22 protein-coding genes are annotated in these 23,584 nt (G+C 64.4%); 14 read left to right on the top strand and 8 right to left on the bottom strand.

Going from position 1 to position 23,584, the window contains the following annotated elements:
• The first annotated feature begins 59 nt into the window (after positions 1 to 59).
• The 5 genes from AAFN55_RS22960 (at position 60) to AAFN55_RS22940 (ending at position 4,880) form a co-directional block, all read left to right on the top strand.
• Positions 60 to 1,139 (top strand): ABC transporter substrate-binding protein, encoded by a 1,080-nt coding sequence (locus AAFN55_RS22960; RefSeq protein ID WP_347801478.1) that lies wholly within the window; start codon positions 60 to 62, stop codon positions 1,137 to 1,139.
• 73 nt (positions 1,140 to 1,212) lie between these two features.
• Entirely contained in the window at positions 1,213 to 2,247 is a 1,035-nt protein-coding gene (locus tag AAFN55_RS22955) for an ABC transporter ATP-binding protein (RefSeq protein WP_347801307.1), read from the top strand.
• A gap of 205 nt (positions 2,248 to 2,452) precedes the next feature.
• Positions 2,453 to 3,310 (top strand): ABC transporter permease, encoded by an 858-nt coding sequence (locus AAFN55_RS22950; protein ID WP_347801306.1) that lies wholly within the window; start codon positions 2,453 to 2,455, stop codon positions 3,308 to 3,310.
• Positions 3,307 to 4,110, top strand: a complete 804-nt coding sequence (locus AAFN55_RS22945; protein WP_347801305.1) for an ABC transporter permease — start codon at positions 3,307 to 3,309, stop codon at positions 4,108 to 4,110. Before AAFN55_RS22950 ends, AAFN55_RS22945 begins: the two co-directional genes overlap by 4 nt.
• Complete coding sequence (locus AAFN55_RS22940; RefSeq protein WP_347801304.1) at positions 4,107 to 4,880, top strand: carbon-nitrogen hydrolase family protein; 774 nt, start codon at positions 4,107 to 4,109, stop codon at positions 4,878 to 4,880. The genes AAFN55_RS22945 and AAFN55_RS22940 overlap by 4 nt, the downstream gene beginning before the upstream one ends.
• On the opposite strand, the gene AAFN55_RS22935 is transcribed toward AAFN55_RS22940, so the two are convergent.
• On the bottom strand, positions 4,873 to 5,322 hold the full coding sequence (locus AAFN55_RS22935; RefSeq protein ID WP_347801303.1) for an RbsD/FucU domain-containing protein: 450 nt from the start codon (positions 5,320 to 5,322) through the stop codon (positions 4,873 to 4,875). The two genes, AAFN55_RS22940 and AAFN55_RS22935, sit on opposite strands and share 8 nt — an antisense overlap.
• A gap of 108 nt (positions 5,323 to 5,430) precedes the next feature.
• Here AAFN55_RS22935 and AAFN55_RS22930 point away from each other — a divergent pair, with 108 nt between their 5' ends.
• Entirely contained in the window at positions 5,431 to 6,276 is an 846-nt protein-coding gene (locus AAFN55_RS22930) for an amidohydrolase family protein (RefSeq protein WP_347801302.1), read from the top strand.
• Positions 6,277 to 6,426: 150 nt separating this feature from the next.
• Here AAFN55_RS22930 and AAFN55_RS22925 read toward each other — a convergent pair whose 3' ends face one another.
• Entirely contained in the window at positions 6,427 to 7,344 is a 918-nt protein-coding gene (locus tag AAFN55_RS22925) for a DMT family transporter (protein ID WP_347801301.1), read from the bottom strand.
• A gap of 324 nt (positions 7,345 to 7,668) precedes the next feature.
• Between AAFN55_RS22925 and AAFN55_RS22920 the strand changes: the two genes are divergently transcribed.
• Complete coding sequence (locus AAFN55_RS22920) at positions 7,669 to 9,558, top strand: bifunctional sugar phosphate isomerase/epimerase/4-hydroxyphenylpyruvate dioxygenase family protein (RefSeq protein WP_347801300.1); 1,890 nt, start codon at positions 7,669 to 7,671, stop codon at positions 9,556 to 9,558.
• Positions 9,559 to 9,568: 10 nt separating this feature from the next.
• On the opposite strand, the gene AAFN55_RS22915 is transcribed toward AAFN55_RS22920, so the two are convergent.
• The 3 genes from AAFN55_RS22915 to AAFN55_RS22905 form a co-directional block, all read right to left on the bottom strand.
• Entirely contained in the window at positions 9,569 to 10,057 is a 489-nt protein-coding gene (locus tag AAFN55_RS22915) for a hypothetical protein (RefSeq protein ID WP_347801299.1), read from the bottom strand.
• Complete coding sequence (locus tag AAFN55_RS22910) at positions 10,041 to 10,907, bottom strand: hypothetical protein (protein WP_347801298.1); 867 nt, start codon at positions 10,905 to 10,907, stop codon at positions 10,041 to 10,043. The genes AAFN55_RS22915 and AAFN55_RS22910 overlap by 17 nt, the downstream gene beginning before the upstream one ends.
• Before the next feature lie 74 nt (positions 10,908 to 10,981).
• Positions 10,982 to 11,203: a hypothetical protein gene (locus AAFN55_RS22905; protein ID WP_347801297.1), complete on the bottom strand. Its 222-nt coding sequence runs from the start codon at positions 11,201 to 11,203 to the stop codon at positions 10,982 to 10,984.
• A gap of 573 nt (positions 11,204 to 11,776) precedes the next feature.
• On the opposite strand from AAFN55_RS22905, the gene AAFN55_RS22900 reads away from it, so the two are divergent.
• The 4 genes from AAFN55_RS22900 to AAFN55_RS22885 all read left to right on the top strand — a co-directional run bounded on the left by AAFN55_RS22900 (position 11,777) and on the right by AAFN55_RS22885 (position 17,150).
• A complete protein-coding gene (locus AAFN55_RS22900; RefSeq protein WP_347801296.1) occupies positions 11,777 to 12,502 on the top strand; it encodes a Crp/Fnr family transcriptional regulator in 726 nt (241 codons plus the stop codon).
• A gap of 306 nt (positions 12,503 to 12,808) precedes the next feature.
• Positions 12,809 to 13,546, top strand: coding sequence for a response regulator transcription factor (locus AAFN55_RS22895; RefSeq protein WP_347801477.1), 738 nt, complete (start codon positions 12,809 to 12,811; stop codon positions 13,544 to 13,546).
• A 49-nt stretch (positions 13,547 to 13,595) separates the two neighbouring features.
• Positions 13,596 to 15,800, top strand: a complete 2,205-nt coding sequence (locus AAFN55_RS22890; protein WP_347801295.1) for a polysaccharide biosynthesis tyrosine autokinase — start codon at positions 13,596 to 13,598, stop codon at positions 15,798 to 15,800.
• A 117-nt stretch (positions 15,801 to 15,917) separates the two neighbouring features.
• A complete protein-coding gene (locus tag AAFN55_RS22885; RefSeq protein WP_347801294.1) occupies positions 15,918 to 17,150 on the top strand; it encodes a polysaccharide biosynthesis/export family protein in 1,233 nt (410 codons plus the stop codon).
• 27 nt (positions 17,151 to 17,177) lie between these two features.
• On the opposite strand, the gene AAFN55_RS22880 is transcribed toward AAFN55_RS22885, so the two are convergent.
• Positions 17,178 to 18,170 (bottom strand): GDP-L-fucose synthase, encoded by a 993-nt coding sequence (locus AAFN55_RS22880; RefSeq protein ID WP_347801293.1) that lies wholly within the window; start codon positions 18,168 to 18,170, stop codon positions 17,178 to 17,180.
• 285 nt (positions 18,171 to 18,455) lie between these two features.
• Between AAFN55_RS22880 and AAFN55_RS22875 the strand changes: the two genes are divergently transcribed.
• Genes AAFN55_RS22875 through AAFN55_RS22865 form a run of 3 tightly spaced genes read left to right on the top strand, consistent with a single transcriptional unit; the run spans position 18,456 to position 22,143 of the window.
• Positions 18,456 to 19,718 carry a glycosyltransferase family 4 protein gene (locus tag AAFN55_RS22875; protein WP_347801292.1) on the top strand — a complete coding sequence of 421 codons (1,263 nt, stop codon included), beginning with the start codon at positions 18,456 to 18,458 and terminating at the stop codon, positions 19,716 to 19,718.
• A complete protein-coding gene (locus AAFN55_RS22870; protein ID WP_347801291.1) occupies positions 19,715 to 20,974 on the top strand; it encodes a glycosyltransferase family 4 protein in 1,260 nt (419 codons plus the stop codon). Before AAFN55_RS22875 ends, AAFN55_RS22870 begins: the two co-directional genes overlap by 4 nt.
• Positions 20,971 to 22,143: a glycosyltransferase gene (locus AAFN55_RS22865; protein WP_347801290.1), complete on the top strand. Its 1,173-nt coding sequence runs from the start codon at positions 20,971 to 20,973 to the stop codon at positions 22,141 to 22,143. The genes AAFN55_RS22870 and AAFN55_RS22865 overlap by 4 nt, the downstream gene beginning before the upstream one ends.
• Here the strand turns inward: AAFN55_RS22865 and AAFN55_RS22860 are convergent.
• A complete protein-coding gene (locus AAFN55_RS22860; RefSeq protein WP_347801289.1) occupies positions 22,125 to 22,763 on the bottom strand; it encodes a putative colanic acid biosynthesis acetyltransferase in 639 nt (212 codons plus the stop codon). The genes AAFN55_RS22865 and AAFN55_RS22860 overlap by 19 nt on opposite strands.
• A complete protein-coding gene (locus AAFN55_RS22855) occupies positions 22,760 to 23,569 on the bottom strand; it encodes a glycosyltransferase family 2 protein (protein WP_347801288.1) in 810 nt (269 codons plus the stop codon). Before AAFN55_RS22855 ends, AAFN55_RS22860 begins: the two co-directional genes overlap by 4 nt.
• Between the last annotated feature and the right edge of the window lie 15 nt (positions 23,570 to 23,584).

Raw genomic sequence — 23,584 nt, 5'->3', positions numbered from 1 at the left:
GAACAACAGACGGGAACAACCGGACAGTGTCCGACAGAGGAGATTTTGACATGAAGAGATTGCTCAATTCAGGCGTGAGCCGGCGCAGCGTGCTTGGCGCAGGGCTGGCGACAGCCGGCGTGCTCGCCATGCCGACGATCCTGCGGGCGCAGGACCGCTCGATCAAGGTCGGCGTCTATGGCGGCTATTTCAAGGATTCGTTCGACACCAACATCTTCCCCGATTTCACCAAGGCGAGCGGGATCGCGGTGGAATCGATCGCGGAGCCGACCGGCGAGGCCTGGCTCGTCCAGCTCGAACAGGCGGCGCGCGCCGGCCAGGCTCCGGCCGACCTCTCGATGATGTCGCAGGTGGCGATGCTGAAGGGCCAGTCGAGCGAACTCTGGACGCCGATCGACACCGCGAAGCTCGAGAACGCGGACAATCTGCTCGACCAGTTCGTCAACAAGTACCCGGATGGCCGCGTGGCGGGTATCGGCGCGGTCGCGTGGTACATCACGCTGGTGACCAACACGGACGCCTATCCTGAAGCGCCGACAAGCTGGGCCGCGTTCTGGGACCCGGCGAACGCCGACAAGCTCGGCCTGCTGGCGCTCGTCTCCAACTCCTTCCTGCTGGAAGTGACGGCCAAGACATTCCTCGGCGGCACGAATGCGCTCGACACCGAGGAAGGCCAGATCAAGGCGTTCGAGAAGCTCGCCGAGGTGAAGCCGAACGTGCGGCTGTGGTATCGCGACGAAGCCCAGTTCGAGCAGGCGCTGAAGTCGGGCGAAATCCCGATGGGGCAGTACTATCATGACGTGACCGGCCTTGCCGCAGCCGATGGCAACCCTGTGCGCTCGACCTTCCCGGAGGAGGGCGGCATCCTGGATTCCGGCTGTTGGGCGCTGTCCAAGGCGTCGCAGAAGGCCGAGGAAGCGCATGTCTTCATCGACTATATGAGCCAGCCATCCATCCAGGCGCTGATGTCGCGCAAGGTGGGAACCGCGCCGACGGTCAAGCGCGACCTGCTGGACCTGACGGACGAGGAATTTTCGGCGGTGTCGTCGGATATCGAGCCGATCATTCCGCGCTACGATCTCTATACCGAGAAGTCGGACTGGCTGAACCAGAAGTGGACGGAGTTGATCGCGGGGTAGGTTTCTTTTTCCTTCTCCCCGTTTACGGGGAGAAGGGAGCAGTTTCAGCGTTTCCGCCAAGTAAGGCACCCCAATGTCAGGCCTTGTTCTCCAGAATGTCACCAAGCGCTTCGGCGATTTCGCCGCGGTGGATGACGTCTCGCTGACGATCCCGCATGGCACGTTCGTCTGCATGCTGGGGCCGTCGGGCTGCGGCAAGACCACGCTGATGCGGATGATCGCGGGGTTGGAGGAGCCGTCCGGGGGGGCGATCCTGCTCGACGACACGGACATCACACCGATCCCGACGCACAAGCGCGATTTCGGCATGGTGTTCCAGTCGCTGGCGCTGTTCCCGCATCTCAACGTGGCGGAGAACGTCGCCTATCCGCTGCGCATCCGTGGCATCGACAAGGCGCAGCGCCAGAAGCGCGTCGACGAACTTTTGGCGCTGATCCATCTGACGGGTTTCGGCGAGCGGCCGGTGGCGAAACTGTCCGGCGGCCAGAAGCAGCGCGTCGCGATCGCGCGTGCGCTGGCGCATTCGCCAAAACTATTCCTGCTGGACGAGCCGCTTTCCGCGCTCGATGCGAAGCTGCGCGAGGCGATGCAGGTCGAACTGCGCCAGTTGCAGCAGCAACTCGGCATCACGACGATCGTCGTCACGCACGATCAGCGCGAGGCGATGACGATGGCCGACCTCGTCGTCGTGATGGGCGAGGGCCGCATCAGGCAGGCCGCCGCACCGGTGGACATCTATCGCAAACCGGCCGACGCCTTCGTCGCGGACTTCATCGGATCGACCAATCTGTTGCCCGTCGAGGTCGATGGCGCGGGACGGGCGGCGGTACTGGGCCACGCCGTTCCCGATCTCATCGTGCCATCCGGCTTCAGCAAGGGCCGCATTTCCATCAGGCCGGAAGACGTGCGGCTCGTGCCTGCCGGCGGCGCGCTGCCCGGAACCGTCACCTTCGTGCGCGATCTCGGCGGCACGATCGAGACGTTCGTCGAAACCGGCGGCGAGACGATCGTCGCGGTGACGACGCCGCGCGAGCGGACCGGGTTTGCGGCGGGCGATGCGGTGGGCATCCAGCTTCCGGCGGATGCGTGCGTGGTGCTGAAGTCGTGAGACAGCGAGCTATCAGGTTCAGCGGTCGGCGCTGCCCGTCCTTCGGACCCCCCTGCCGGGACCTTCTCCCCGTGAACGGGGAGAAGGGGGTTGCCCGCAGCGTCTCCGCTTCCCCTTCTCCCCGTTCACGGGGAGAAGGTGCCCGAAGGGCGGATGAGGGGCGGCGCAAGCGTTTTTTCGTCAAGCTCGATGTGGGTCAACTCCCATGAGACGCGAGCCGCCACGGACGATTGGCGACTACGCGCCGCTGGTGTTTCCGGCGATCATGCTGGTCGTCTTCTTCGTCATTCCGTTCTCGACCATGATCATGGTCTCGTTCTTCCGGCGCGACCAGGCGGGCTTTTATACGCCCGACTTCACCTTCGACAATTACGAGCGGTTCCTGTCCGCCTTCTTCGGCGGCGTGCTGGGCTTTTCGATCATGCTGGCCGTAATGGTCGCCATCGTCTGCGTGCTCATCGCGTTTCCGTTCACGTGGATGCTGACGCGCGCGTCGCGTCGCGTGCAAGTGGTGTGGCTGGTCGCGATCCTGTCGGTCCTCTCGCTGTCGGAAGTCATCATCGGCTTCGCGTGGTCGACGCTGTTTTCGCGCACCGCGGGCATCACGAACCTGCTCGTCGCGGTCGGGCTGATGAGCGAGGCGCGCGCGCTTCTGCCGGGCTTCGGTGCGGTCTTGACGGGCATGGTCTATCAGGCGCTGCCCTATACGATCCTCGTGCTCTACCCCGCCATCGTGCGGCTCGACCCGACCCTGATCGAGGCCGCGCGGACACTGGGCGCGTCGCCGGTGCGGGCCTTCGCAAATGTGGTCGTGCCCGCACTGCGCAATACGATCGTCGCGACGCTGATCATGGTCTTCGTCTTCGCGCTGGGGTCGTATCTCCTGCCGCAAATCCTCGGGCGGCCGCAGCACTGGACGCTGTCGGTGCTGATCACCGACCAGGCGATCTACCAGTCGAACATGCCGTTCGCGGCTGCGATGGCGGTGTTCCTGGTGCTGATGTCGCTGGCGCTGGTCGGGCTGACGCTGCTCGTCGGCGGCAGGCGGGAGGCGCAGGCATGAGCGGCACGGTGTTCCGGCGCGTCCTGTTTACCGTGGTGGGGATATTCCTGGCCGCGCCGCTCGTCGTCGTGGCGGGTGTTTCGGTCAATGAGAGGCAGTCGCTGACGTTTCCGCCGCAGGGCTTTTCGCTGTCCTGGTACGCGCAGATCTTCACCGATCAGAGCTGGCGGGCGGCGCTGGTGAATTCGCTGACGCTGGCCGCGACGTCGGCAGCGCTCGCCGTCATCATCGCGCTTCCGCTGGCGTGGTTCCTGTGGCGGCGGATCGCGCCATGGGCGAATATCTTTCAGCTTCTGGGCGTTGCGCCGTTCATCCTTCCGCCGGTCATCACGGCGCTGGGCTTCCTGACCTTCTGGGCGACCGTCGGCGCCTACGGGCAGGCATGGACGGCGGCGATCAGCCACGCGATCTTCTTCGTCACGCTGCCGTTGGTGACCCTGTCGCTGGGCTTCAACTCGATCGACCGGAGCCTCGTCGAGGCGGCCTCGACCATGGGCGCGAACGACCGGACCGTGCTGCGCACGGTCGTGCTGCCGCTGATCCTGCCTTATCTCGTCTCGGGCTACGCCTTCGTCTTCGTGCTGTCGCTCAACGAGTACATCGTCGCCTACATGACCGTCGGATTCACGATGGAGACGCTGCCGATCAAAATCTTCAACGCGCTGCGCTACGGCTATACGCCGACGATGGCGTCGGTGACGATCTTCTTCGTCGCGGTCGCAGCACTGGTGTTCGGGCTGATCGCGCGGTTCGGCGATCTGCCGAAGCTGCTTGGCGCGCTGTCTGGAGACGAAAAATGAAGATCGCAGCACTCCAGATGCAGGCCGTGGCGGGCGACGTCGCTGCCAATCTGGCGCGGATCGAAGACGCCGCAGGCGAAGCATCGCGGCTGGGCGCGCGGCTGCTGGTCGCGCCGGAGCTGGCGGTGACGGGTTACGGCGCCGGCGACGCGATGACGGCGCTGGCCGAGCCTGCCGATGGACCGATCGTGCAAAGGCTTCAGTCGATCTCCGCGCAAACCGGTGTCGCCATCGTCGCCGGTTTCGCGGAGGCGGGCAGTGGTGCCGTCTGGAACAGCGCGGTCTTGGTGGACGGGCAGGACGCGCCGCTGGTCTATCGCAAATCGCATCTCTACGGCCCTTACGAGCGCGGCTTGTTCAGGCCGGAGCGGCCCGCCGCCGTGACCTTCGATCTCGACGGTATCTCGTGCGGCATGCTGATCTGCTACGATGTCGAGTTTCCTGAAAACGTGCGCCGCCTCGCGCAGGCCGGCTGTTCGTTGGTGCTGGTGCCGACCGCGCTACCCGCAAGCGACCATGCGGCCTTCATCGCGCGCCAGATGGTGCCTGTGCGCGCCTTCGAGAACCAGGTGTTCGTGGCGTATGTGAACCATTGCGGCGCGGATCCGTGCTACGTCTATGCGGGATTGTCGACGGTTGCCGCGCCCGATGGCAGCGTGCTTGCCGCAGCGGGCGACACGGACGAAGCGCTGCTGATCGCGGAGATCGATCCGACCGCTTATGCGGCATCCGTCGGGCAGAATCCGTATCTGCGCGATCTCGTCATCTGAAACGCGCGGTTTCTTCGGCCGTCACCACACCCATCTTCAGGATCAAATTGGCGTAGAGCGCCTGTTCGCCGGTCGCGACGATGAAGGCCGCCTTGGCCGCACGCTCGTAGAAGGCGAAGCGCTCCAGTTGCGCGATGGCGAAGTTGCCGGCGCGGCGCGTCACGATCTCCTGAAAGGATTGGCAGATCGGCGGCACGATGTCGGGCGTGTCCACCATCGCCATACGCCATGCGGAGACCGGCGCGAACGTATCGAGCGGCATGTGGGTCAGGATCGCCTCGGCGATGGCTTCGGCGCCCATGCCGTCGGCGCGGATGACCTCCGGCCCGAGCGTCGATGCGGGAAAGTTCGCGTCGGCAATGACGATCTCGTCGCCGTGGCCCATCGTGCGCAGCGCGAACAGGAGATCGGGGCCGAGCAGGGGATGGATGTGGCGCAGCATGTCGTTCCTCCGGATGCCCCACCGGCGGTTTTCGCATGCGGCGGGCTTGGTCGATGCGCGCAAAGTGGCTTATCTGGGGCCTGAGGACAATCGCGCTGGGAGGACAGCTTGCCGGAAACAGCCATCATCGACACCCACGTCCATCTGTGGGACCCCGCACGCCCGCATTATCCCTGGCTGGCCGGCAACGAAATCCTGGACAGGTCCTATCTGCCGGGGGACTACCACGAGGCTGCCGGGGGCAACGAGGTCGATGGGTTCGTGTTCGTCGAGTGCAACGCGGTGCCTTCGGCGTCGCTTCTGGAAGCCGAATGGGTATCCGGGCTTGCGTCGAGCGAGCCGCGGATCAAGGCGATCGTCGCGGCGGCGCAGCTCGAAAAGGGTGGTACCGTCGAGGCCGATCTTGCGGCGCTTGCGAAACTGCCGCTGGTTCGTGGCGTGCGGCGCATCCTGCAGGCCGAAGAGCCGGATTTCTGCCTGCGGCCGGACTTCATCGACGGGGTGCGGCGGCTTGCCGATTTCGGTTTCTCCTTCGACATCTGCGTCAACTATCGCCAGATGGCGAGTGTGCTGAAGCTTGTCGAGGCGGTGCCGGATGTGCCGATGATCCTCGACCATATCGGCAAGCCCGCGATCGCGGATGGCATGATGGAACCGTGGGCGAGCCAGATGCGGGCGCTTGCCGCGTTCCCGAACGTCTCTTGCAAGATTTCGGGCGTGGCGAACGAGGCGGGGCCGGACTGGAAGCCCGACGATCTGATACCGTATCTCGACGTCGCCTTCGATGCGTTCGGGTTCGGTCGCACAATGTTCGGCGGCGACTGGCCGGTCGCCCTTCTGGCGACGCGGCTGGGCGACTGGATCGCGCTGCTCGATGAGCGGCTGGAGGGTGTTCCGGCGGCCGATCGACAGCGCTTCTGGCGCGACAATGCGATCCGGGTCTATCGGCTCTAGAGCGGTTCCGGATGAGGTGGAATCGCTTTTCGCGAAACACCCCCTCCACCACTTCGTGGTCCCCCTCCCTCATGAAAATGGGGGAGGATCCAGGTCGCGATTGTCGGCGGCCTCGGTGGAGGGGGTGTTTCGGTGAAAACCTGAAACGCTCTAATCGGGTGCCTTGAGCCTGGCCGCACGCGCAGCCTTCTGCTCCCGCACGAAGATGAACAGGCCGGCCGCGACGATGATCGCGGCGCCGGCGAGCATTGCGGGGCGTGGAACATCGCCGAAGACCAGCCAGCCGAAGATGACCGCCCAGAACAGGAGCGTGTACTGGAACGGCGCGACGGTCGCGGCATCGGCGAGCTTGAGCGCACGGTTGACCAGCATGTGCGCGGCCATCGCGACGACGCCGAGCGTGGCGAGCAGCGCGAAGTCGAACGGGGTTGGCGTGACCCAGCCGAAGGGCGCGGTGACGAGGCCGATGAGGCCGGCGCCGACGATCTGCCAGAAGACGAGCGTGCGATCGGGCGTGCCACGCAGGGCGCGGCCGGACAGCATCATGAAGGCGAAGCAGAACGAGCCGCCGATCGAGATGAGGGCGGGAAGCGTCAGGGTCGCGGCAGACGGTTCGAGTGCGATGACGACGCCGGCGAAGCCGATGAAGATCGCCGTCCAGCGCCGCCATCCGACGTGCTCCCCGAGCAGGAACGGTGATAGAGCCGCGACGTAGATCGGCGCTGCGAGCCAATAGGTCATGACATCGGCCAGCGGCATCGAGATCACGGCGAAATAGAAGCAGTAGACCTCCACCGACGACAGGACGACGCGCAGGATTTGCATGCCCGGCCGCTCGACCGCGATCAGCGGGCGGATGCCGCCGCGCCACAGGAACGGCGCGAGGATGACGAGGGCCGCCACGCTGCGGATCAGCAGAACCTGCCCGACCGAATAGGTCGCGACCAGCCATTTGCCCATCACGTCGTTGAGCGTGAACATGAAGATGGCGAGCAGCATCACGAGGATGCCCAGACGGTTGGCCGAACTGCTTGCGGTGAAGCGGGACGCCATTGTCGCGACCGTCATGGCAATTTCCTATGTCGTGTCAGTCTGGCGGCCGACCGCGGTTGCGCGATCTAGAGGCCGATACTAGCTCCAAGCGCAGACGGCACGCGCGGGCAAGGCTTATCTCGCCGATCGGGAGCTGTGGCAGAGCGGTTAGCGGCTCCGTGTACCAGCACGACCACACAGCCGCCGCGTTCCCACCGTCTGGCTTATGGATAACATGATGTTACGGATTCAGGGTCCTTTGGTAATTGCGTTATGAAGTGCTTTGCGCATTGTGCCCGTTGCGCGCATGGCATCTGATCGATTTCTTCGCATGATGTATGCAGAACAAGGATTGCCGACATGAAGACGTCCATCGCCACCGTTTCGATCAGCGGTGATCTGCGCGAAAAGCTGGCGGCGATCGCGGCGGCCGGGTTCGACGGCGTCGAAATCTTCGAAAATGATTTCCTCGCTTTCGACGGCAGTCCGGCCGAGGTCGGCCAGATGGTGCGCGACCACGGGCTGGAGATCACGCTGTTCCAGCCGTTCCGCGATTTCGAAGGCATGCCGGAGCCGCAGCGGGCGCGCGGCTTCGACCGGGCCGAACGCAAGTTCGATGTCATGGCGGAACTCGGCACCGACCTGATGCTGGTGTGCTCGAACGTCTCGCCGATTTCGCTCGGCGGCATCGACCGGGCAGCCGCCGATTTTCGCGAGCTCGGCGAGCGGGCGGCCAAGCGGGGCATTCGCGTCGGCTACGAGGCGCTCGCATGGGGACGGCATATCAACGACCATCGCGACGCCTGGGAGATCGTGCGCCGCGCCGATCATGACAATATCGGCCTGATCCTCGACTCGTTCCACACGCTGGCGCGCAAGACCGACGTGGACACCATTCGCTCGATACCGGGCGACCGCATCTTCATCGTGCAACTGGCCGATGCGCCGCAGATCGACATGGATCTCCTCTATTGGAGCCGCCACTTTCGGAACATGCCGGGCGAAGGCGACCTGCCGGTCGTCGATTTCATGCGCGCGGTGGCGGCAACCGGCTATGCAGGGCCGCTCTCGCTCGAAATCTTCAACGACCAGTTTCGCGGCGGTTCGCCGAAGTCGATCTCGATCGACGGGCGCCGGTCGCTGGTCAATCTGATGGATCAGGTCTCGCGCTCCGAGCCGGGGATTGCGATCGACGTTCCGCCCATGCCGGACCGGATCGCCGTCAGCGGCGTCGAGTTCGTCGAGTTCGCCGCCGACGAGACGGAGGCCGACGACCTCTCGGCCATGCTCGCCTCGATGGGGTTCGGGCTAGCCGCGCGCCACAAGACCAAGGACGTGACGCTCTATCGCCAGGGCGGCATCAACATCGTGGTCAATACGGAGAAGGAGGGTTTCGCGCACTCGTCCTATCTGGTGCACGGCATCTCGGCCTATGCGATCGGTCTGCGCGTGGACGACGCGAAGGCGACGGTCGAGCGCGCCAAGGCGCTGGGAGCGGAGGTCTTCGAGCAGCGCCACGGACCGGGCGAGCTCGCGGTGCCGGCCATTCGCGGCGTCGGCGGCGGGGTGATCTATTTCATCGACGGCCGGAGCGAATTGTCCCGGGTCTGGGAGATCGAGTTCGACCAGCTTGAGAGCGTGTCGTCAGGTGGGGCGGGACTGGTGTCGATCGATCACGTCGCGCAGACGATGAACTATGAGGAGATGCTCACATGGCTTCTCTTCTACACCTCGATTTTCCGGGCGCGGAAATCGCCGATGGTGGACGTGATCGATCCGGCGGGTATCGTGCGCAGCCAGGTGATCGAGAGCGAGGATGGAGGCCTGCGCCTGACGCTGAACGGCGCCGAAAACCGCAAGACGCTGGCCGGACACTTCATCGCCGAGAGTTTCGGCTCGTCGGTGCAGCATCTGGCCTTTGCGAGCTCGGACATCTTCGCCACGGTGGCCGCTCTCAAGGCGCGTGGGTTCCAGACACTGGAGATATCGCGGAACTACTACGACGATCTGGAAGCGCGGTTTGGATTGGAACCGGACTTCGCGGATCGATTGCGCGAGGCGCACATCCTCTACGATCGCGACGGCGACGGGGAGTATTTCCAGCTCTACAGCCCGAATTTCGGCGAGGGCTTCTTCTTCGAGATCGTCGAGCGGCGCGGCGGCTATAAGGGATATGGCGCGCCGAACGCGCAGTTCCGCATCGCGGCCCAGAAGCGCACGATCCGCCCGACGGGCATGCCGCGCCACTGATGGCGTCGCGCTATCGCGTCGCGATGTCGTCCCCGACCGCAGGTTTCCACGGCAGGCCTTCGAGACTGCACGGCTGTGCCGCCAGGATCGCCCAGACCGGCTCCTCCGCGGCGCGGATGCCGAGATAGCGCATCAGGCGGAAGTGGAAGAAGGCCAGCGACGTCTCCAGCACGTCCTGCTGCGGGGTCAGTTCGTCGCGAAATGCGTATGACAGGGTCTGGTTGGCGGATTCATAACGCTCGAACAGGCTGCGGTGCCAGCCGAGCGGCGAGGCGCGGGCGACGAGCAGACGACAGTCGTCGCGTGTGGCCGGGACGAGGGGCGGATCGGTATCTGCCAGCGACGCTTCGACATCGAAGCCAGCTTCGGCAAGCGCTCGCCCGAGGGCCAGCGACGGGTCGGTATCGATCTGGGACGCGCTGGCGGTCGCTGCCCACAGCTTGACGGACAGCGTCGCCATGAGGGCAAGCGCGAGCGTCCATTCAAGCCGCCGAGACATCGTGCCGTCCCCTCGCGGTGGTGCGCTGCGCGCTCTTCATGCCGGCGAACAGGATGCCGACCATGGCGGCGAGCGTGACGACATCGAAGACGACATTTCCCAACGCGCCGTGGACCAGTTCGTAATGCGCGCGCGAAATGCCGGTCAGGGCCATGCGGCCGACATTGATCGCGATCACCGCCAGCACGGCTGCGATGCAATACCGGAACTTGACGGGTCTTTGCGGCGCACCGGTCTGCGTGACGATGACCCAGCACAGCAGCGCAAGCGATATGTTGGCGAGCGACGAGCATTCGGGGGCGATCCAGAAATATCCCCAGCCATCCGCGAAGGCGATGGTGTTGCCCACCCGGTCGGCGGTCAGGATCGCACTGACGAGGATCGCGTCCACCGTGAGGATCAGATCGCTCATGGTGGACATCAGAATACGGCTCCAGAACATGGGGACAGTCAGCGCGACCAGGACGATGCCGCCTCTGCGGGACGACGAGCCGGGTGTTTCGCCCAGCGCCAGATAGGCGCCGAGAAGCGTCAGTCCCAGCCAACTGGCAGGGGCCGCGGGAAACAGGAACAGCAGGAACAATGCACCGGCCACCGCGAGATCGGCGCGCGTCGCGGGGCGTGCAGGCGAACGTCCGACGAGGGCGAACGCCACCGCCAGGGCCACCCACGCCACGATGCTGACGCCCAGCATCCGGCCGAGCGCGGAGCCTGCGTCCTGAATCGCAAGCTGGATCGCGCGGTTGATCGACCCATTCGCGAACCCGATCGCGATCAGGCCCGCAAACAGCACGTTTCGCGGAACGGCGACTGCGTTGCCGGCGCCTCGGACGGAGATGTGATCGGCCACGTGTGTGGGCTCTGCTGATGTGGATGACAGACGGACCTCACGCTGCCTGTTCGGCGGGCGTGAGTCGCGTTCGTCTAGCGCTGTCTGAAGCGCCGAACGAGCATATAAATGCCGCCGACCGCGACCACACCCAGCCACACGATTCCGCCGCCGGCGATCGGGCCGGGAGTGGGCGCCGAACCGGGACCGCCCGGAGGCGTCGGGAACGAGCCGAGTGCGAATGCATGGTTCAGCAGCGATCCCTCGATGCATGCCAAAGCGATCAGTATGAGTGCGAAGCCGGTTGCTCTGTTCATGACACACCCCTTGCCCAGTTGAAGCGGGCGATTGCCCGGATACCAAACAGTACGCGCGCCGCTTTTTTTCCCAACTCGGCGGAATGGTCGCCGCATTCGCCTATTTGGCTAAGGGGCGTACGTCCTTGCGGGCGACGCAATGCGATATAGGTTGGTGAGCACGTTCAGGCAGGCAGCATTCGGATGATGGTCACGATGCCATATCGGCCGCCGACAGGGGATTGCCCGACGTTGCCGACCGACAAGATTATGCCGCGGTCCGAGTGTCCAATCGATGCCGGTATGCCGCAACGTTGGAGGATGGCGCAGCTTATCCAAGCTTCGCCACCAAAAACTTGTTGGTTCACCATGAGATCAAGAAGACGATGCGCGTTCGTTATATGTTCAAAGATGACTGATATAAGAGTGGATAGAAAAGCGAATTGCTCGTGGCGACAGCCATTTGAGGTTTTTCGTCCGCGAAGAGAGCAATCGTTTCTCTGCTTCGTTACATCGGAGATGATGGCATTTTTTCAACCACGAGATGCATAATTTGTGTAGTATAGCTCGTAGAGGAAGTGGGGGCTTAGTCGAATGATCGCGAGCGCTCATCTGCATGGCTTGCTGTTGGAGAATCCGCTGTTTGCGGGTTTGACGTTGAAGGAAAGCGACAAGGCGGCACTGCAGTCACTGGGCTTCATACCGAAGCGATTTCAAGCACGAACGGAGCTTACCCGCGAACTCGATACCGGCGGTCACCGCACGCTGATCATCCATTCGGGCTGGACATGCGTGCAACGCTTCATGGCCGACGGCGAACGCCAGATCATCGACTTCCCCATTGCGGGCGACATCCTCGGCCTGGGACATGGCGGCCATGCGCCCCCGCTTCCCGTGACGGCGGTCACCGAGGTCGTGATTTTCGAATCCACGTCCATGGTGGGTGCGGGTGGCGCAACGCTGACGCCAACCCTGTCGCAGATTTTTATGGGGGCCTTCGGTCGGCGAGAGGCTATCGCCGGCGAGCGATTGACGAGCCTCGGCCGGCGAAGCGCGCTCGCGCGCACGGCGCATCTGCTGCTCGAATTGGGCGCGCGCCAGAGCCTGTCAAACGGCCGTATCGAGGATTTCGAGTGCCCGCTGACGCAATACGATCTCGCCGACGCGCTCGGCCTGACGCCGATCCATGTCAATCGCATGCTGCGCGAATTGCGCGAGGACAGCCTTCTGTCATTTCGGCAGGGCGAAGTCGAGTTCCTCGATCTGCCTGGCCTGATCGGCCTCGCGGACTTCGACGACGGGTATCTGTCACGTCGCTGACATGCCCCTGGAAACACCCGATCGTGGTGCCATTCCTCCCGCATCAAAAAAGTTAAGAACGATTAACCCAGATTAGGGACGGCGTTACATTTGCCCGATTATCCTTGGCACAGTCGATTTCAACGTTCGGGGGAATACAATACATCTGTGAGCGTCCATATTGCATAACCGTGCAACAAAACGCGTTTGCCTGGCGGTTCAATTTCCATAAGCACGGGGAAATTGCCAGTCTACCCTCGTAGGGCCTTCATTCAATCGGGAGTCAAGTCTATGCGTGCCGGCTTTGGTGAAGTGGAAAGACGTGGAATGATCGTCCTCAATGGGGCCGACGGTTTCACGAAACCTATAAATGACGAAAGAAACTCTATCCAGAATAATGAGACGACACTAATCGTCGTCGATTCTCGTGTCCTCGACCGTGAATGTCTTGCTCATGGTCTTAGCTCACGCGACATGGAGATGGACGTCGTTTCCTGCGCTTCCATAGCGGAATGGCGGATCATGAAAGATCGCTATCCACCTCTTGCAGCTATTCTCTACAGCATCGGCGGCCAGCGTCCGACCGATCCGGGCGTCGGCGTCGAAATCAGCCGTCTGGTCTCCGAATTCGACGGCATTCCGGTGGTGATCCTGGCGGATACCGACGATCTGGTCCAGATCCTGAAGGCGCTCGAACTCGGCGCCAAGGGCTACATCCCGACATCGGTGCACATCGACGTCTGCGTCGAGGCGATCAATCTCGCTCTCGCCGGCGGCGTCTTTCTCCCTGCGAGCAGCGTCGTGGCGATGCGCAAGGCGATGGACACCGGCGGAGACGTGACGCGGCCGATGGCAAGCATGTTCACGCAGCGCCAGGAAGAAGTGGTGCATGCGCTGCGCAGGGGCAAGGCGAACAAGATCATCGCCTATGAGCTCAATCTGCGCGAAAGCACCGTGAAGGTGCACATCCGGAACATCATGAAGAAGCTGAAGGCAACCAACCGCACAGAGGTGGCCTACAAGATCAACGAGATGTTTCCTGGCGACATGGGCGTCAGCGGGTAAGCAAACCACCCTCTGACATACCGTCCGCGACAAACGGGAGCGTGTCGCCATGATCGTCAATGATGCAAGGGGAGACATCGCCACCCCGGCGATGCCTAACCTGCTGGAAGTCGCCAAGCGCCGGCGCTACACGATAGCGCTGGCGATGGTTCTCGGGGTGGGGACCTCACTTCTGGGTTACATGCAGACGCCACCGACATTCGTGTCGGAGGCGGTGCTTGTGCTCGATGTGAGACGCGTACAGATCAACGATGCCGTCGTTACGCCAATGCCGCAGGACAGTCCCGTCCTGCGCACCCAACTGGACATCATCAGCTCGCGCATGATGGCGGCGCAGGTGCTGTCCAGATTGCAGGACGACGGCGTGGTCCTTCACGCCCACCGGCCCAGCGACAGTGCGATGACGACCATCGTCAAGCAGGCGTCCCGCGTCATCGGGCGCACGGAACCCGTGTCCGGCGACACGGGCGGAATGCCCGGCCCGAGCAGTGCCGACCAGGCCTCGGACATCAATATCCTTCTGTCCAACCTGACCGTGAGCAATGACGGCCGGTCCTATACGATCTTCATTTCCTATCGCGCGGCCGACCCGGAACTGGCGGCGCTCGTCGCCAACACCTTCGCGCAGACTTACCTCGATCATCAGATCGAGGTGCAGCGGTCAGCCGGCCGCAGCGTGAACGACTGGCTCGGTGAAACGATCGTGAGCCTTCACGGGCAACTCCAGCAATCCGAGAAGGCGCTGGAGGCTTTCCGCCAGAAGGCCGGGCTGGTCGAGACCAACGGCGTGTCGCTGCAGGCGCAGGCTGTCGCCGACGGCAACTCGGAACTGATCGCGGTGCGTGCGGCTCTCGCGGGTGCACAGGCGCGGCTCGAGACCGTGCGGCGGCTGGCATCCGAAAAAGACACGCCGGCGCTTGCCGAATTCCTGGCTTCGCCTTCTATCCAGGCGTTGCGCGCCGAGCAGGCGAAGCTCGAACGCGAACTCGACGCGCTGACGCGCAGCGGTGCGGTCAAGAACCGGCAGGTCGGCGTGCTCACGTCGGAACTCGCGTCCCTGCGTGAGCAGATCGCCAGCGAGGTGGACCAGATCCTGCAAAGCCTTGCCAACGAGACCGAGATCACGCGGCAGAAAATGCAGAAGCTGGAGGAAACGCTCCAGGCCGCACAGGCCGATCTGGCGCAGGCAAACGAGTCGCAACTGACCGCCGCGCAACTGGAGCGCGAGGCGAATGCGAACCGCACGATCTACGAAAGCTATCTCGTGCGCTACAAGCAGACCATCGAGCAGGACGGCTTCGTCCTTCCCGAGGCGCAGATGATCTCGAAGGCGGAGCCGGCCGGCGCGCGCGCCGCGCCGCGCCTGTCGAGCTGGCTGCTGCTCGGCCTTGTCGGCGGGTTCGGACTTGCCATGGCGGGGACGGTCCTTCGGGAGCTGACCGACAGGCGCATGCGTCTTCCGGGCCAGCTCGAAGCCGCGACGGGAATTCCGGTCATCGGTGCCGTTCCCGTGGTCACACGCGGGCTTGCGCGACTGACCGCCGATGCCGGCAACACCGCAACGCCGTTCGGGAAGGCGCTCTCGACATTGCGCATGATGCTGCGGTCCAGCAAGAAGGCGGTCGTTTCCATCACGTCGGCGTCGAAGGGGCAGGGCAAGTCCACGATCGCGTTGGGGCTGGCGCGCTCGGCGTCGGCGGCCGGCCTTCGAACGGTGCTGGTCGATGCCAATCTGCGCGACCCCGCGATCGCGAAGCTGGCGGGGTTCTATCCGTCAGGCTTCATGCAGGAGGTTCTCGATGGAGAGCGGCGCATCGATGCCGTTCTGCAGAAGGATTCTGCCTCGGACGTCCGCATCGTTGCGGCGCGTGCCGGCGCGTCGGGGTCGGAACGGGTGCTCGACAGTGCTGGATTCCAGACGCTGATCGCTGATCTCAAATCAAGCTTCGATCTCGTGATCATCGATACGCCGGGTGTCGAACAGGCGCTCGACGCGGCCATCGTCGGCGGTCTTTGCAACCGCAATCTCTTCGTGGTGAGCGGAGACGCCGACAGGGTCGATGCCGTCGCGGGGGCGATCCGGCGTTTGTCTGCTGCCGGCTGTCGCCCGGATGGACTCATCCTCAACCGCCGCGACGACGCTCTCGCAGCCGAGATACTGCCGGATATTCGATCCGCCATGAAGCCGCAGCGCACGCTTCACAGTGTCGATGATCCGGGGCGGATGACGGGGCCGGTACAGGTCGTACGCTAGATCGCCGGGCGTCCAGTCGGACGCCCAGAGGACGATCTATCTTTTTGAACGCGCATCGGAGTTATCCGAAAACCGGATTCCACTTTTCGGTCCGATGCTCAAGAGTTGGAAGAAAACATGCGTGTCTTGGTTCATCGGGTAAAGTTGGCGGCGCTTCTTGCAAGCACCCTCTCGCTATCGCTCCTGCCGGCAGCGGCGCAGACACCGGGCCCCTACCGGATCGGCGCCGGAGATGTCATCGGGGTCACCACCTACGGCGACGCCGGGCTGTCCGGCGAATTCGTCGTCTCCCCCGACGGGACGATCGGATATCCCATCATCGGGCAGATCGACGTGGCGGGCATGACGGTCGGCGAACTCGGAACCAGGCTCGAAACCGATCTGGCAGAGCATGTCGCGGGGCTGGCGGTGTCGGCGACGATCATTCGATATGCGCCGGTGTTCGTGTTCGGCGACGTCCAGACGCCGGGCAAGTACGAGTACCGGCCCGGCATGACCGCGCTCGAACTGATGGTGCTGGGTGGCGGGCTGAGCCGCGTGCAGGCGACGGTCGAGAGCACGCAGATCCAGCTCATCGGGGCGCGGCAGGAATATGCGGATATCTCGCTGCAACTGATCGCGCTCGAGGCGGGACGCGCGCGCTTGCAGGCAGAGTATGGCGGCACGGACTTCGTGCCTCCGGCCATCGAAGAGCCCGATCCGTCGCTGCGCGGTTTGCGGCAATCGATCATCGACGGCGAGGCGACGCTGTTTGCGACACGCAAGGCTGCCCTCGAAGGAGAGCAGGCGGCGTTGACGGCTCAGGAAAAGACCTATGCGGATGAGATCGACAGCATCACCGAGAGCATACGGCTTCACAACGAGGAGATCGGGCTGTTGAACGAGGATGTCGCGGCGACCACGCAACTGGTCGAGCGCGGGCTGACGTCGAAGTCGAATCTGCGCGAGGCGGAACGCCGCCTGTCATCGACACGGCGGGATGCCCTCGAACTCGGCTCCTATCTGGCGCGTGCGCAACAGGCGCTGCTCGCCCTGCAGCAGAAGCACGATGCACTCTTGCCGACGAGGCGCAGCGAGGCTGCGTCAGCCCTCCAAGCCGCCGAAATCGAGCTGGCGCGGAAACGGTCGAGGCAGGAAGCCGTGATGGACACGATGAGCGAACTTGCCCTGAGCGCCGGGGCGGCCGCCGGTCGCCAAGTCCAGCGGAAACTGTCCTTCACGATCACGCGGACTGTCGACGGCGAATCCCGTCAGATTGCGGCGAGCGAGCAGGAAACCATCCTGCCGGGCGACATCCTGCGCGCGGAACTGGCCGTTGATGCGCTGACGAGCGCCGCCACGCTGGACTGATCGCGACGGCTTCCAGAGAATGGTGTTTCAGCTTGCGCGCGCGAGCGGACGTTCGGCGACGTCCAACTGCTGCCGCCACAGGGCATAAAGCTGCGCGATGCCGTCTTCGAGGCGGATCGATGGTTTCCAGCCAAGCCGTTCCATCTTGCTCGTCTCCAGCCCCTTGCGCGGCGTGCCGTCCGGCTTCGACGTGTCGAACACGAAGTTGCCCTCGAAGCCGACGGCACGTGCGACCAGTGCCGCGAGCTCTCCGATCGAGACCTCCCGGCCGGAGCCGATATTGACGTGTTCGCGGCCATCGTAGTTGCGCGTCAGGAACACGGCCGCGTCGGCGAGATCGTCCACGTGCAGGAATTCGCGGATGGGGCGACCGGTGCCCCAGATTGTCACGGTGCTTGAACCGGACATTTTCGCGTCGTGAATCTTGCGGATCAATGCCGGCATGACGTGCGACGTGTTGAGGTCGAAATTGTCGTTCGGGCCATAGAGATTGGTCGGCATGGCCGTGATGAAGGATTTTCCGTGCTGGCGCGAATAGGCTTCCGCGAGCTTGAGGCCGGCGATCTTGGCGATCGCATAGGCTTCGTTCGTGGGCTCAAGCGGGCCGGTCAGCAGCGCGTCCTCGGTGATGGGCTGGGCCGCCTCGCGCGGATAGATGCAGCTCGATGCGAGCCAGAGCAGGCGCTCGACGCCGACATCGTGACAGGCCTTCATCGTGTTGAGGCCGATCATCAGATTGTCGTAGAGAAAATCGACGGGGTATTGCGCGTTCGCCATGATGCCGCCGACGCGTGCCGCGGCGATGATCGCCACGTCTGGCCGATTGCGCCGTATCCAGCGTGTCGTCGCAGCCTGTTCGCGCAGATCGAGTTCATCGCGCCGTGCCGTGAGGATCGTGCACTCTTCCCGCTGCAATCGGCGGACCACGGCCGAACCCACCATCCCGCGATGGCCAGCCACCCACACGCGCTTGCCACGCAAATCGAGCGTCGCCGTCCGCGCAGTCTCTTCGATCGCCATGCCGTTCCCGCCTCCGACTTCACTTCTGGGCCAGTTTTCGCCGGCACGCATGCGAAGGGAAGACGGCAAATGGACCAGCCCTCCGAGGGGGTAAGGCGTCCTCCAAAGGGGTAGCCAGCATCCGGGCTGATGCGTGGACGGCGGCATGCAGGCTCGTTCCACACCGGAAGGCTTAGAGGGTTCGTGCACGGCGCGAGCCCTTACGCCGTTTGCCCAAATTGATGGGTCACACGCATACCGGCGAAGCTCTCCCGACACGGGCGAACAATGAACACGGGGGTGCGCATGAAGATCGTTCTGGCGAATCGGTATTTCTATCCTGACCAGTCGGCGACGAGCAGGATGGTTTCCAGCCTGGCATTCTCCCTTGCCAGACAGGGCTTCCAGGTGACGGCTCTGGCCAGCCGTCACTACCACAACAAGGGAGACGAAATCCTGCCGCAACAGGAGACGATCAACGGCGTCTCGGTGCACCGTCTCGCTACGACAGGGTTCGGGCGCAAGCGGCTCATCGGCCGCATGCTCGACTATGCCTCGTTCCATGTGCGCGCTGCGGCGTGGTGGCTGAAGAACACGCGGCGCGACGACATCTGCGTGCTGTGCACCGATCCGCCCTTCCTGTCGGCGACGGCTTCCCTGCCGCTGGCGTTGCGCGGCGCGCATCCGGTCAACTGGGTGATGGATCTCTTTCCCGAAACCGCGCTCGAACTGGGCGTCGTGCCCGATGTGTGGCCGATCCGGCCCATCGCCGTGGGCATCCGCAACTGGTCGCATCGCAGGGCGTCGCTGACGATCTGCCCGACATCCTCGATGGCCCGCTTTCTGGCACGTCAGGGAACAGGTGCGGAGCGGATTGCCGTGGTCAATCACTGGTCGGACGGCGATGAAATCCATCCTGTCGCACGCGAGGACAATCCGCTGCGCCGCGAATGGGGGCTGAACGATGTCTTCGTCGTCGGCTATTCGGGTAATTTCGGACGGGCGCACGAGTTCGATACGCTGCTTGCCGCGGCGGAGCGGCTTCGCGAGGAAGACGATGTGCGCTTCCTGCTGATCGGCGACGGGCAGCGGCGGGCGGCGGTCGAGGCGGAGGTCAAGCGACGGCAACTGACCAACGTGCTCTTCAAGCCGTTCCAGCCGAGCGCGGTGCTGTCCGAAAGCCTTGGCGCCTCCGACGTCCACCTCGTTTCCCTCCTGCCTTCGCTCGAGCACTGCATCGTGCCGAGCAAGTTTTATGGCGTGCTCGCCGCAGGCCGCCCGACGCTCTTCGTCGGTGCGACGGATGGCGAGGTCGCCATGGCGGTGCGCAGCCATGCATGCGGCGAGGCCGTCGTGCCGGGAGACGTGGACGGTCTGGTGACCGCGATCCTGCGCCTGTCCTCCGACACGGCCCTGCGCATGTCGATGGGCGCGAATGCGCGCAGGCTGATGGAGAGCGGCTATGCGCGGCAGATCGGCGTCGCGGCGTGGCTTTCGGCCATCTCGCCGCTCATTCCAGCGAGAGCGCCATCCGCGGCAATCGCGATCGGTGACAAGGTCACGACATGACAGACAGTTTCGTCGTGAGCCAACTCGGCGCGCGGATGCATTATGCCGTGCCGCGCATCTTCAACCAGGCGGGCCGCCTCGAGCGGCTCTACACCGACATATGCGGCGCGAAGGGCTGGCCGCGCATTCTGGAATTGGTACCGAATGCCGCCTTGCCGCGCCCGCTTCGGCGGCTGTCGGGACGCATCCCGCACGGCATCCCGCCCGAGAAGCTGACCTGCTTCGAGGGGATCGGCATCAACGCCACGGTGAAGCGCATGATGGTGCCGACGCGCGCGCAGGACACCCGCGTTTCGCTGGAGGCTGCGAAGCAGTTTTCGCGCGCGGTCATCGCCAGCGGCTTCGGCTCCGCGACCGGCTTCTACGGCATTGCGGGCGAATGCCTCGATCAACTGCGCGAAGCGCGGCGTCGCGGCCTGCGCACCGTCGTCGAGCAGATCGTCGCGCCGCGCTCGATCCTCGACAGGCTCGTCACCGAGGAGGCCGACAAGCATCGCGGATGGGAACCGCCGGTCGGTGACGATCCGCTTGCCTCGATGTTGATCGAAAACGAACACGCGGAGTGGGCGTCCGCAGACGTTATCGTCTGTCCGTCGCAATTCGTGCGAGACGGTGTTGCGGCTGCCGGAGGACCTTCCGAGCGCTGCGTCGTGGTTCCGTATGGCGTCGACGCGAGGGGGCCATCGGGAGGCGGACGCATCCGTGCGCCGGGGCCGCTTCGTGTGTTGACGGTCGGCGCGCTCGGCCTGCGCAAGGGCACGCCCTATGTGGCCGCGGCTGCAGAAACGCTCGGCGACCGCGCGGAGTTCAGGATGGTCGGGCCGATCGCGATTTCGGATGGCAGACGGCGCGAGATCGAGGCGTTCGTCCAACTGACCGGACCCGTCCCGCGATCCGAGATCGCGGCGCACTATGCCTGGGCGGACGTGTTCCTGTTGCCGTCCGTATGCGAGGGATCGGCGACGGTCGTCTACGAGGCGCTCGCCGCCGGCGTGCCCGTGGTGACGACCGAGAATGCCGGCAGCGTGGTGCGGCACGGCATTGACGGGTTCATCGTTCCGCTCGGCGACGTCGAGGCGATCTGCGATTATCTGAACGATCTGGCTGGCGACGACGCGCTTCTCCACGCGATGTCGGCGCAGGCGTTGCAGCAGGCGGCACGGCACACCGTCGCGTTCTACGGGGAGCGGCTGCTTGCCGCGATCGATCGGCCGGAGACAGGGATGTTGCCGCAAGCCGGGGTCATCGCGGCATGACCGAAGTTCTGCACACCGGGTTGCGCGTGGCCTGCAACACCAACCGCCAACTGCGCGTCGCGATGCTGGTGGGCAGCGTGTCGGTCAACGGGGGTGGCGTCAGCGAGGCAGTCCTGTCGCTGACCAAGGCTTTGCAGGCGCGGCGGGGCGTATCCGTGGACATCCTCAGCATCGAGGACGATCCCGCAATCCTGCGCGAGGCGGGCGATCTGCGCTTGAAGCTTTCCAGGCGGGTAGGCCCGGCAGCGTTCGGTTATGCGCCCGGCCTCGTCGGCGAGCTCGTCCGGGGCGATTTCGACGTCGTCCACGTGCACGGTCTGTGGATGTACATCTCGGTCGCGGCGATGCGTTGGGCGCAGAGAACCGGCAGGCCCTATATCGTCAGCCCGCATGGCATGCTCGATCCGTGGGCGCTCAAGAACAGCGCCGCCAAGAAATGGGTCGCGCGAAAGCTTTTCGAGGACGCGCATCTTCGCGGGGCCGCGCGCATCCATGCGCTGTGCGCCGAGGAGGCGAGGGCGATGCGCAGCGCCGGGCTGACCGGACGCCTTGCGATCGTGCCCAACGGCGTCGGCCGGCCTGTCGACCATGTGGAGCAGCCTGCCTGGCGCACGCGGATGCGACGAAATGCAAAGGTGCTCCTGTTCCTCGGCCGCGTCACCCCGAAAAAACAGGCACTGGAACTCATCCAGGCCTGGTCGGGTGCGCGCGGGCGCGGCCCATGGCAACTCGTGATCGTCGGGCCGGTCGAGCGCGGTTATGAGGAGCAGTTGCGTCGGGCGATCGAGATGTCTGGTTGTGCTGACAACATTCACCTCACAGGTCCGGCCTATGGCGATGCGCGGAGCGCGGCATATGCGGCTTCGGATGCGTTCATTTTGCCGTCGCTGAGCGAGGGCCTGCCGATGGCGGCGCTGGAGGCATTTTCTCACTCGCTTCCCGCGCTTCTGACACAGCATTGCAATCTGCCGGAGAGTTTCGATGCGGGTGCAGCACTTCGGATCGGGACCGACCCCTCGGCGATCACGGTGGGTTTGACGCGGCTGTTCTCGCTGAAGGATGCGGAACTCGCGGCGATGGGGCAACACGCCGGCCGGCTTGCCTCGCAGCGCTTCGACTGGGGTGTGGTGGCCGAGCAGTTCGTGAAGCTCTATCGGGAACTCGACTGAACTATTTGCTGCGGTTTCCGGTTTCGAACGGGCTTTGCCGGATTGCCGGCGTACACTGTCCATGGATCGAGATTGCGCGAGGCGACGCCGCGCGCGCCGAGAACCGCGCCTTCGCCGACAGCCACGCCGGGGCCGACGAAGCTTTCCGCAGCAACCCACGCCTTCTTCCCGATTTGGATCGGGCGTGCCCGCAGCGGGAACTCGGGATCGTCGATGTCATGCGACGCGGTGCACAGATGCGCGCGCTGCGAGACGATCGCGTGGTCGTCGATCGTGACCGGCGCGACGTTGTAGCAGATGGCGCCGGGCCCCAGCGACGCATGTGCGCCCATGGTGAGGTTGGCCGGCCACCAGATCGTCGCGCTGCTGCGCACGATCGCCGTTTTGTGGATCGAGGCGCCGAACAGGCGAAGAAGGCCGCGCCGCAATGGATGGAGAGGTGAGGGGCTCCACCGCGCCAGCGTGAACCACGCAACCTGCCAGACCGCGCGCGTCAGGCGATGCGACAGCGGGAAGGTCGCGCCGCCCACGAGGGGTGATCGATTGGCGCCCGACGCGGGAATGCGGTTCAGCGAATGGTCGAGCCCTTGGGGTTTTTGGCGCGGCAGATGGACATTCATATGCGTTCGCCGTTCGCGCGCCGCCGAAGCTCCTCGGTCTTCAGCACTATCATGAATTCGTAATTCGCGATGAGCTTGCAATAGGCGTAGCCGGGCCAGCCATCGAGAAACCCGCGGCGAAGGACGTACATGTAGAGGAAGCGAAGGGTCGAGCGAAACGGCATTCCGGCCGACAGGGACTTGAGTGCGCGTCGCCTGATGTCGCCCTTCGCGCTCAACAAATCCGCGATGCGCACCTTGCTGCGCGGGCGCTCGGCGGCGAGCTGGGCTTCCACCGTGGAGTAGCGGTTGTGCTTGGCGTACCAGGCGTCCATGCCGTTGTTGAAGCTGTAGTGGATGAAGTGCGCGTCGAGTTCGCCGGCACCGCCTTCGGCCACGCAGACGGAGTGGACTTCGCGCTCGAAGCGGACGCGATCCGGCCTGACGAGCCGCGTTATCCAGGTTGGATAGAGGCTCGCATGGCGAATCCACCTGCCCATGAACATGTTCTTGAAGCGGGCCTTGAAGAACGCTTCCGTGCGCGTCGGATCGGCGGCGATGGCGAGCATCTCGTCACGCAGATCGTCCGGCGTGATCTCGTCGGCATCCGGCGTGTAGACCCACGCATTCACGAACGGGATCTGCGTCAGGCCGAACATGCGCTGGCCGTTCTCGGTCTCGTATGCGTGCTGGACGATGCGGGCACCTGCAGTGCGCGCGATCTCGACGGTGCGGTCGGTGCTGTAGGAATCCAGCACGACCACGTCGTCGCTCCAGGCGACCGATGCGAGGCAGGCCGCGATGTTCGCTTCTTCGTTCTTCGTCATGATGAGAACCGAGAC

The sequence above is a fragment of the Mesorhizobium sp. CAU 1732 genome (assembly GCF_039888675.1).
Lineage (GTDB): Bacteria > Pseudomonadota > Alphaproteobacteria > Rhizobiales > Rhizobiaceae > Aerobium.
The sequence above is the reverse complement of the archived record's forward strand: the minus strand, read 5'-3'. Positions and strand labels throughout refer to the sequence as shown.

Bases quoted from the DNA above. Each gene is read 5' to 3' on its own strand.
- AAFN55_RS22955 (WP_347801307.1), top strand. From the start codon at position 1,213: ATGTCAGGCCTTGTTCTCCAGAATGTCACCAAGCGCTTCGGCGATTTC.
- AAFN55_RS22950 (WP_347801306.1), top strand. From the start codon at position 2,453: ATGAGACGCGAGCCGCCACGGACGATTGGCGACTACGCGCCGCTGGTG.
- AAFN55_RS22945 (WP_347801305.1), top strand. From the start codon at position 3,307: ATGAGCGGCACGGTGTTCCGGCGCGTCCTGTTTACCGTGGTGGGGATA.
- AAFN55_RS22940 (WP_347801304.1), top strand. From the start codon at position 4,107: ATGAAGATCGCAGCACTCCAGATGCAGGCCGTGGCGGGCGACGTCGCT.
- AAFN55_RS22935 (WP_347801303.1), bottom strand. From the start codon at position 5,322: ATGCTGCGCCACATCCATCCCCTGCTCGGCCCCGATCTCCTGTTCGCG.
- AAFN55_RS22925 (WP_347801301.1), bottom strand. From the start codon at position 7,344: ATGACGGTCGCGACAATGGCGTCCCGCTTCACCGCAAGCAGTTCGGCC.
- AAFN55_RS22920 (WP_347801300.1), top strand. From the start codon at position 7,669: ATGAAGACGTCCATCGCCACCGTTTCGATCAGCGGTGATCTGCGCGAA.
- AAFN55_RS22915 (WP_347801299.1), bottom strand. From the start codon at position 10,057: ATGTCTCGGCGGCTTGAATGGACGCTCGCGCTTGCCCTCATGGCGACG.
- AAFN55_RS22905 (WP_347801297.1), bottom strand. From the start codon at position 11,203: ATGAACAGAGCAACCGGCTTCGCACTCATACTGATCGCTTTGGCATGC.
- AAFN55_RS22900 (WP_347801296.1), top strand. From the start codon at position 11,777: ATGATCGCGAGCGCTCATCTGCATGGCTTGCTGTTGGAGAATCCGCTG.
- AAFN55_RS22895 (WP_347801477.1), top strand. From the start codon at position 12,809: ATGATCGTCCTCAATGGGGCCGACGGTTTCACGAAACCTATAAATGAC.
- AAFN55_RS22890 (WP_347801295.1), top strand. From the start codon at position 13,596: ATGATCGTCAATGATGCAAGGGGAGACATCGCCACCCCGGCGATGCCT.
- AAFN55_RS22885 (WP_347801294.1), top strand. From the start codon at position 15,918: ATGCGTGTCTTGGTTCATCGGGTAAAGTTGGCGGCGCTTCTTGCAAGC.
- AAFN55_RS22880 (WP_347801293.1), bottom strand. From the start codon at position 18,170: ATGGCGATCGAAGAGACTGCGCGGACGGCGACGCTCGATTTGCGTGGC.
- AAFN55_RS22875 (WP_347801292.1), top strand. From the start codon at position 18,456: ATGAAGATCGTTCTGGCGAATCGGTATTTCTATCCTGACCAGTCGGCG.
- AAFN55_RS22870 (WP_347801291.1), top strand. From the start codon at position 19,715: ATGACAGACAGTTTCGTCGTGAGCCAACTCGGCGCGCGGATGCATTAT.
- AAFN55_RS22865 (WP_347801290.1), top strand. From the start codon at position 20,971: ATGACCGAAGTTCTGCACACCGGGTTGCGCGTGGCCTGCAACACCAAC.
- AAFN55_RS22860 (WP_347801289.1), bottom strand. From the start codon at position 22,763: ATGAATGTCCATCTGCCGCGCCAAAAACCCCAAGGGCTCGACCATTCG.
- AAFN55_RS22855 (WP_347801288.1), bottom strand. From the start codon at position 23,569: ATGACGAAGAACGAAGAAGCGAACATCGCGGCCTGCCTCGCATCGGTC.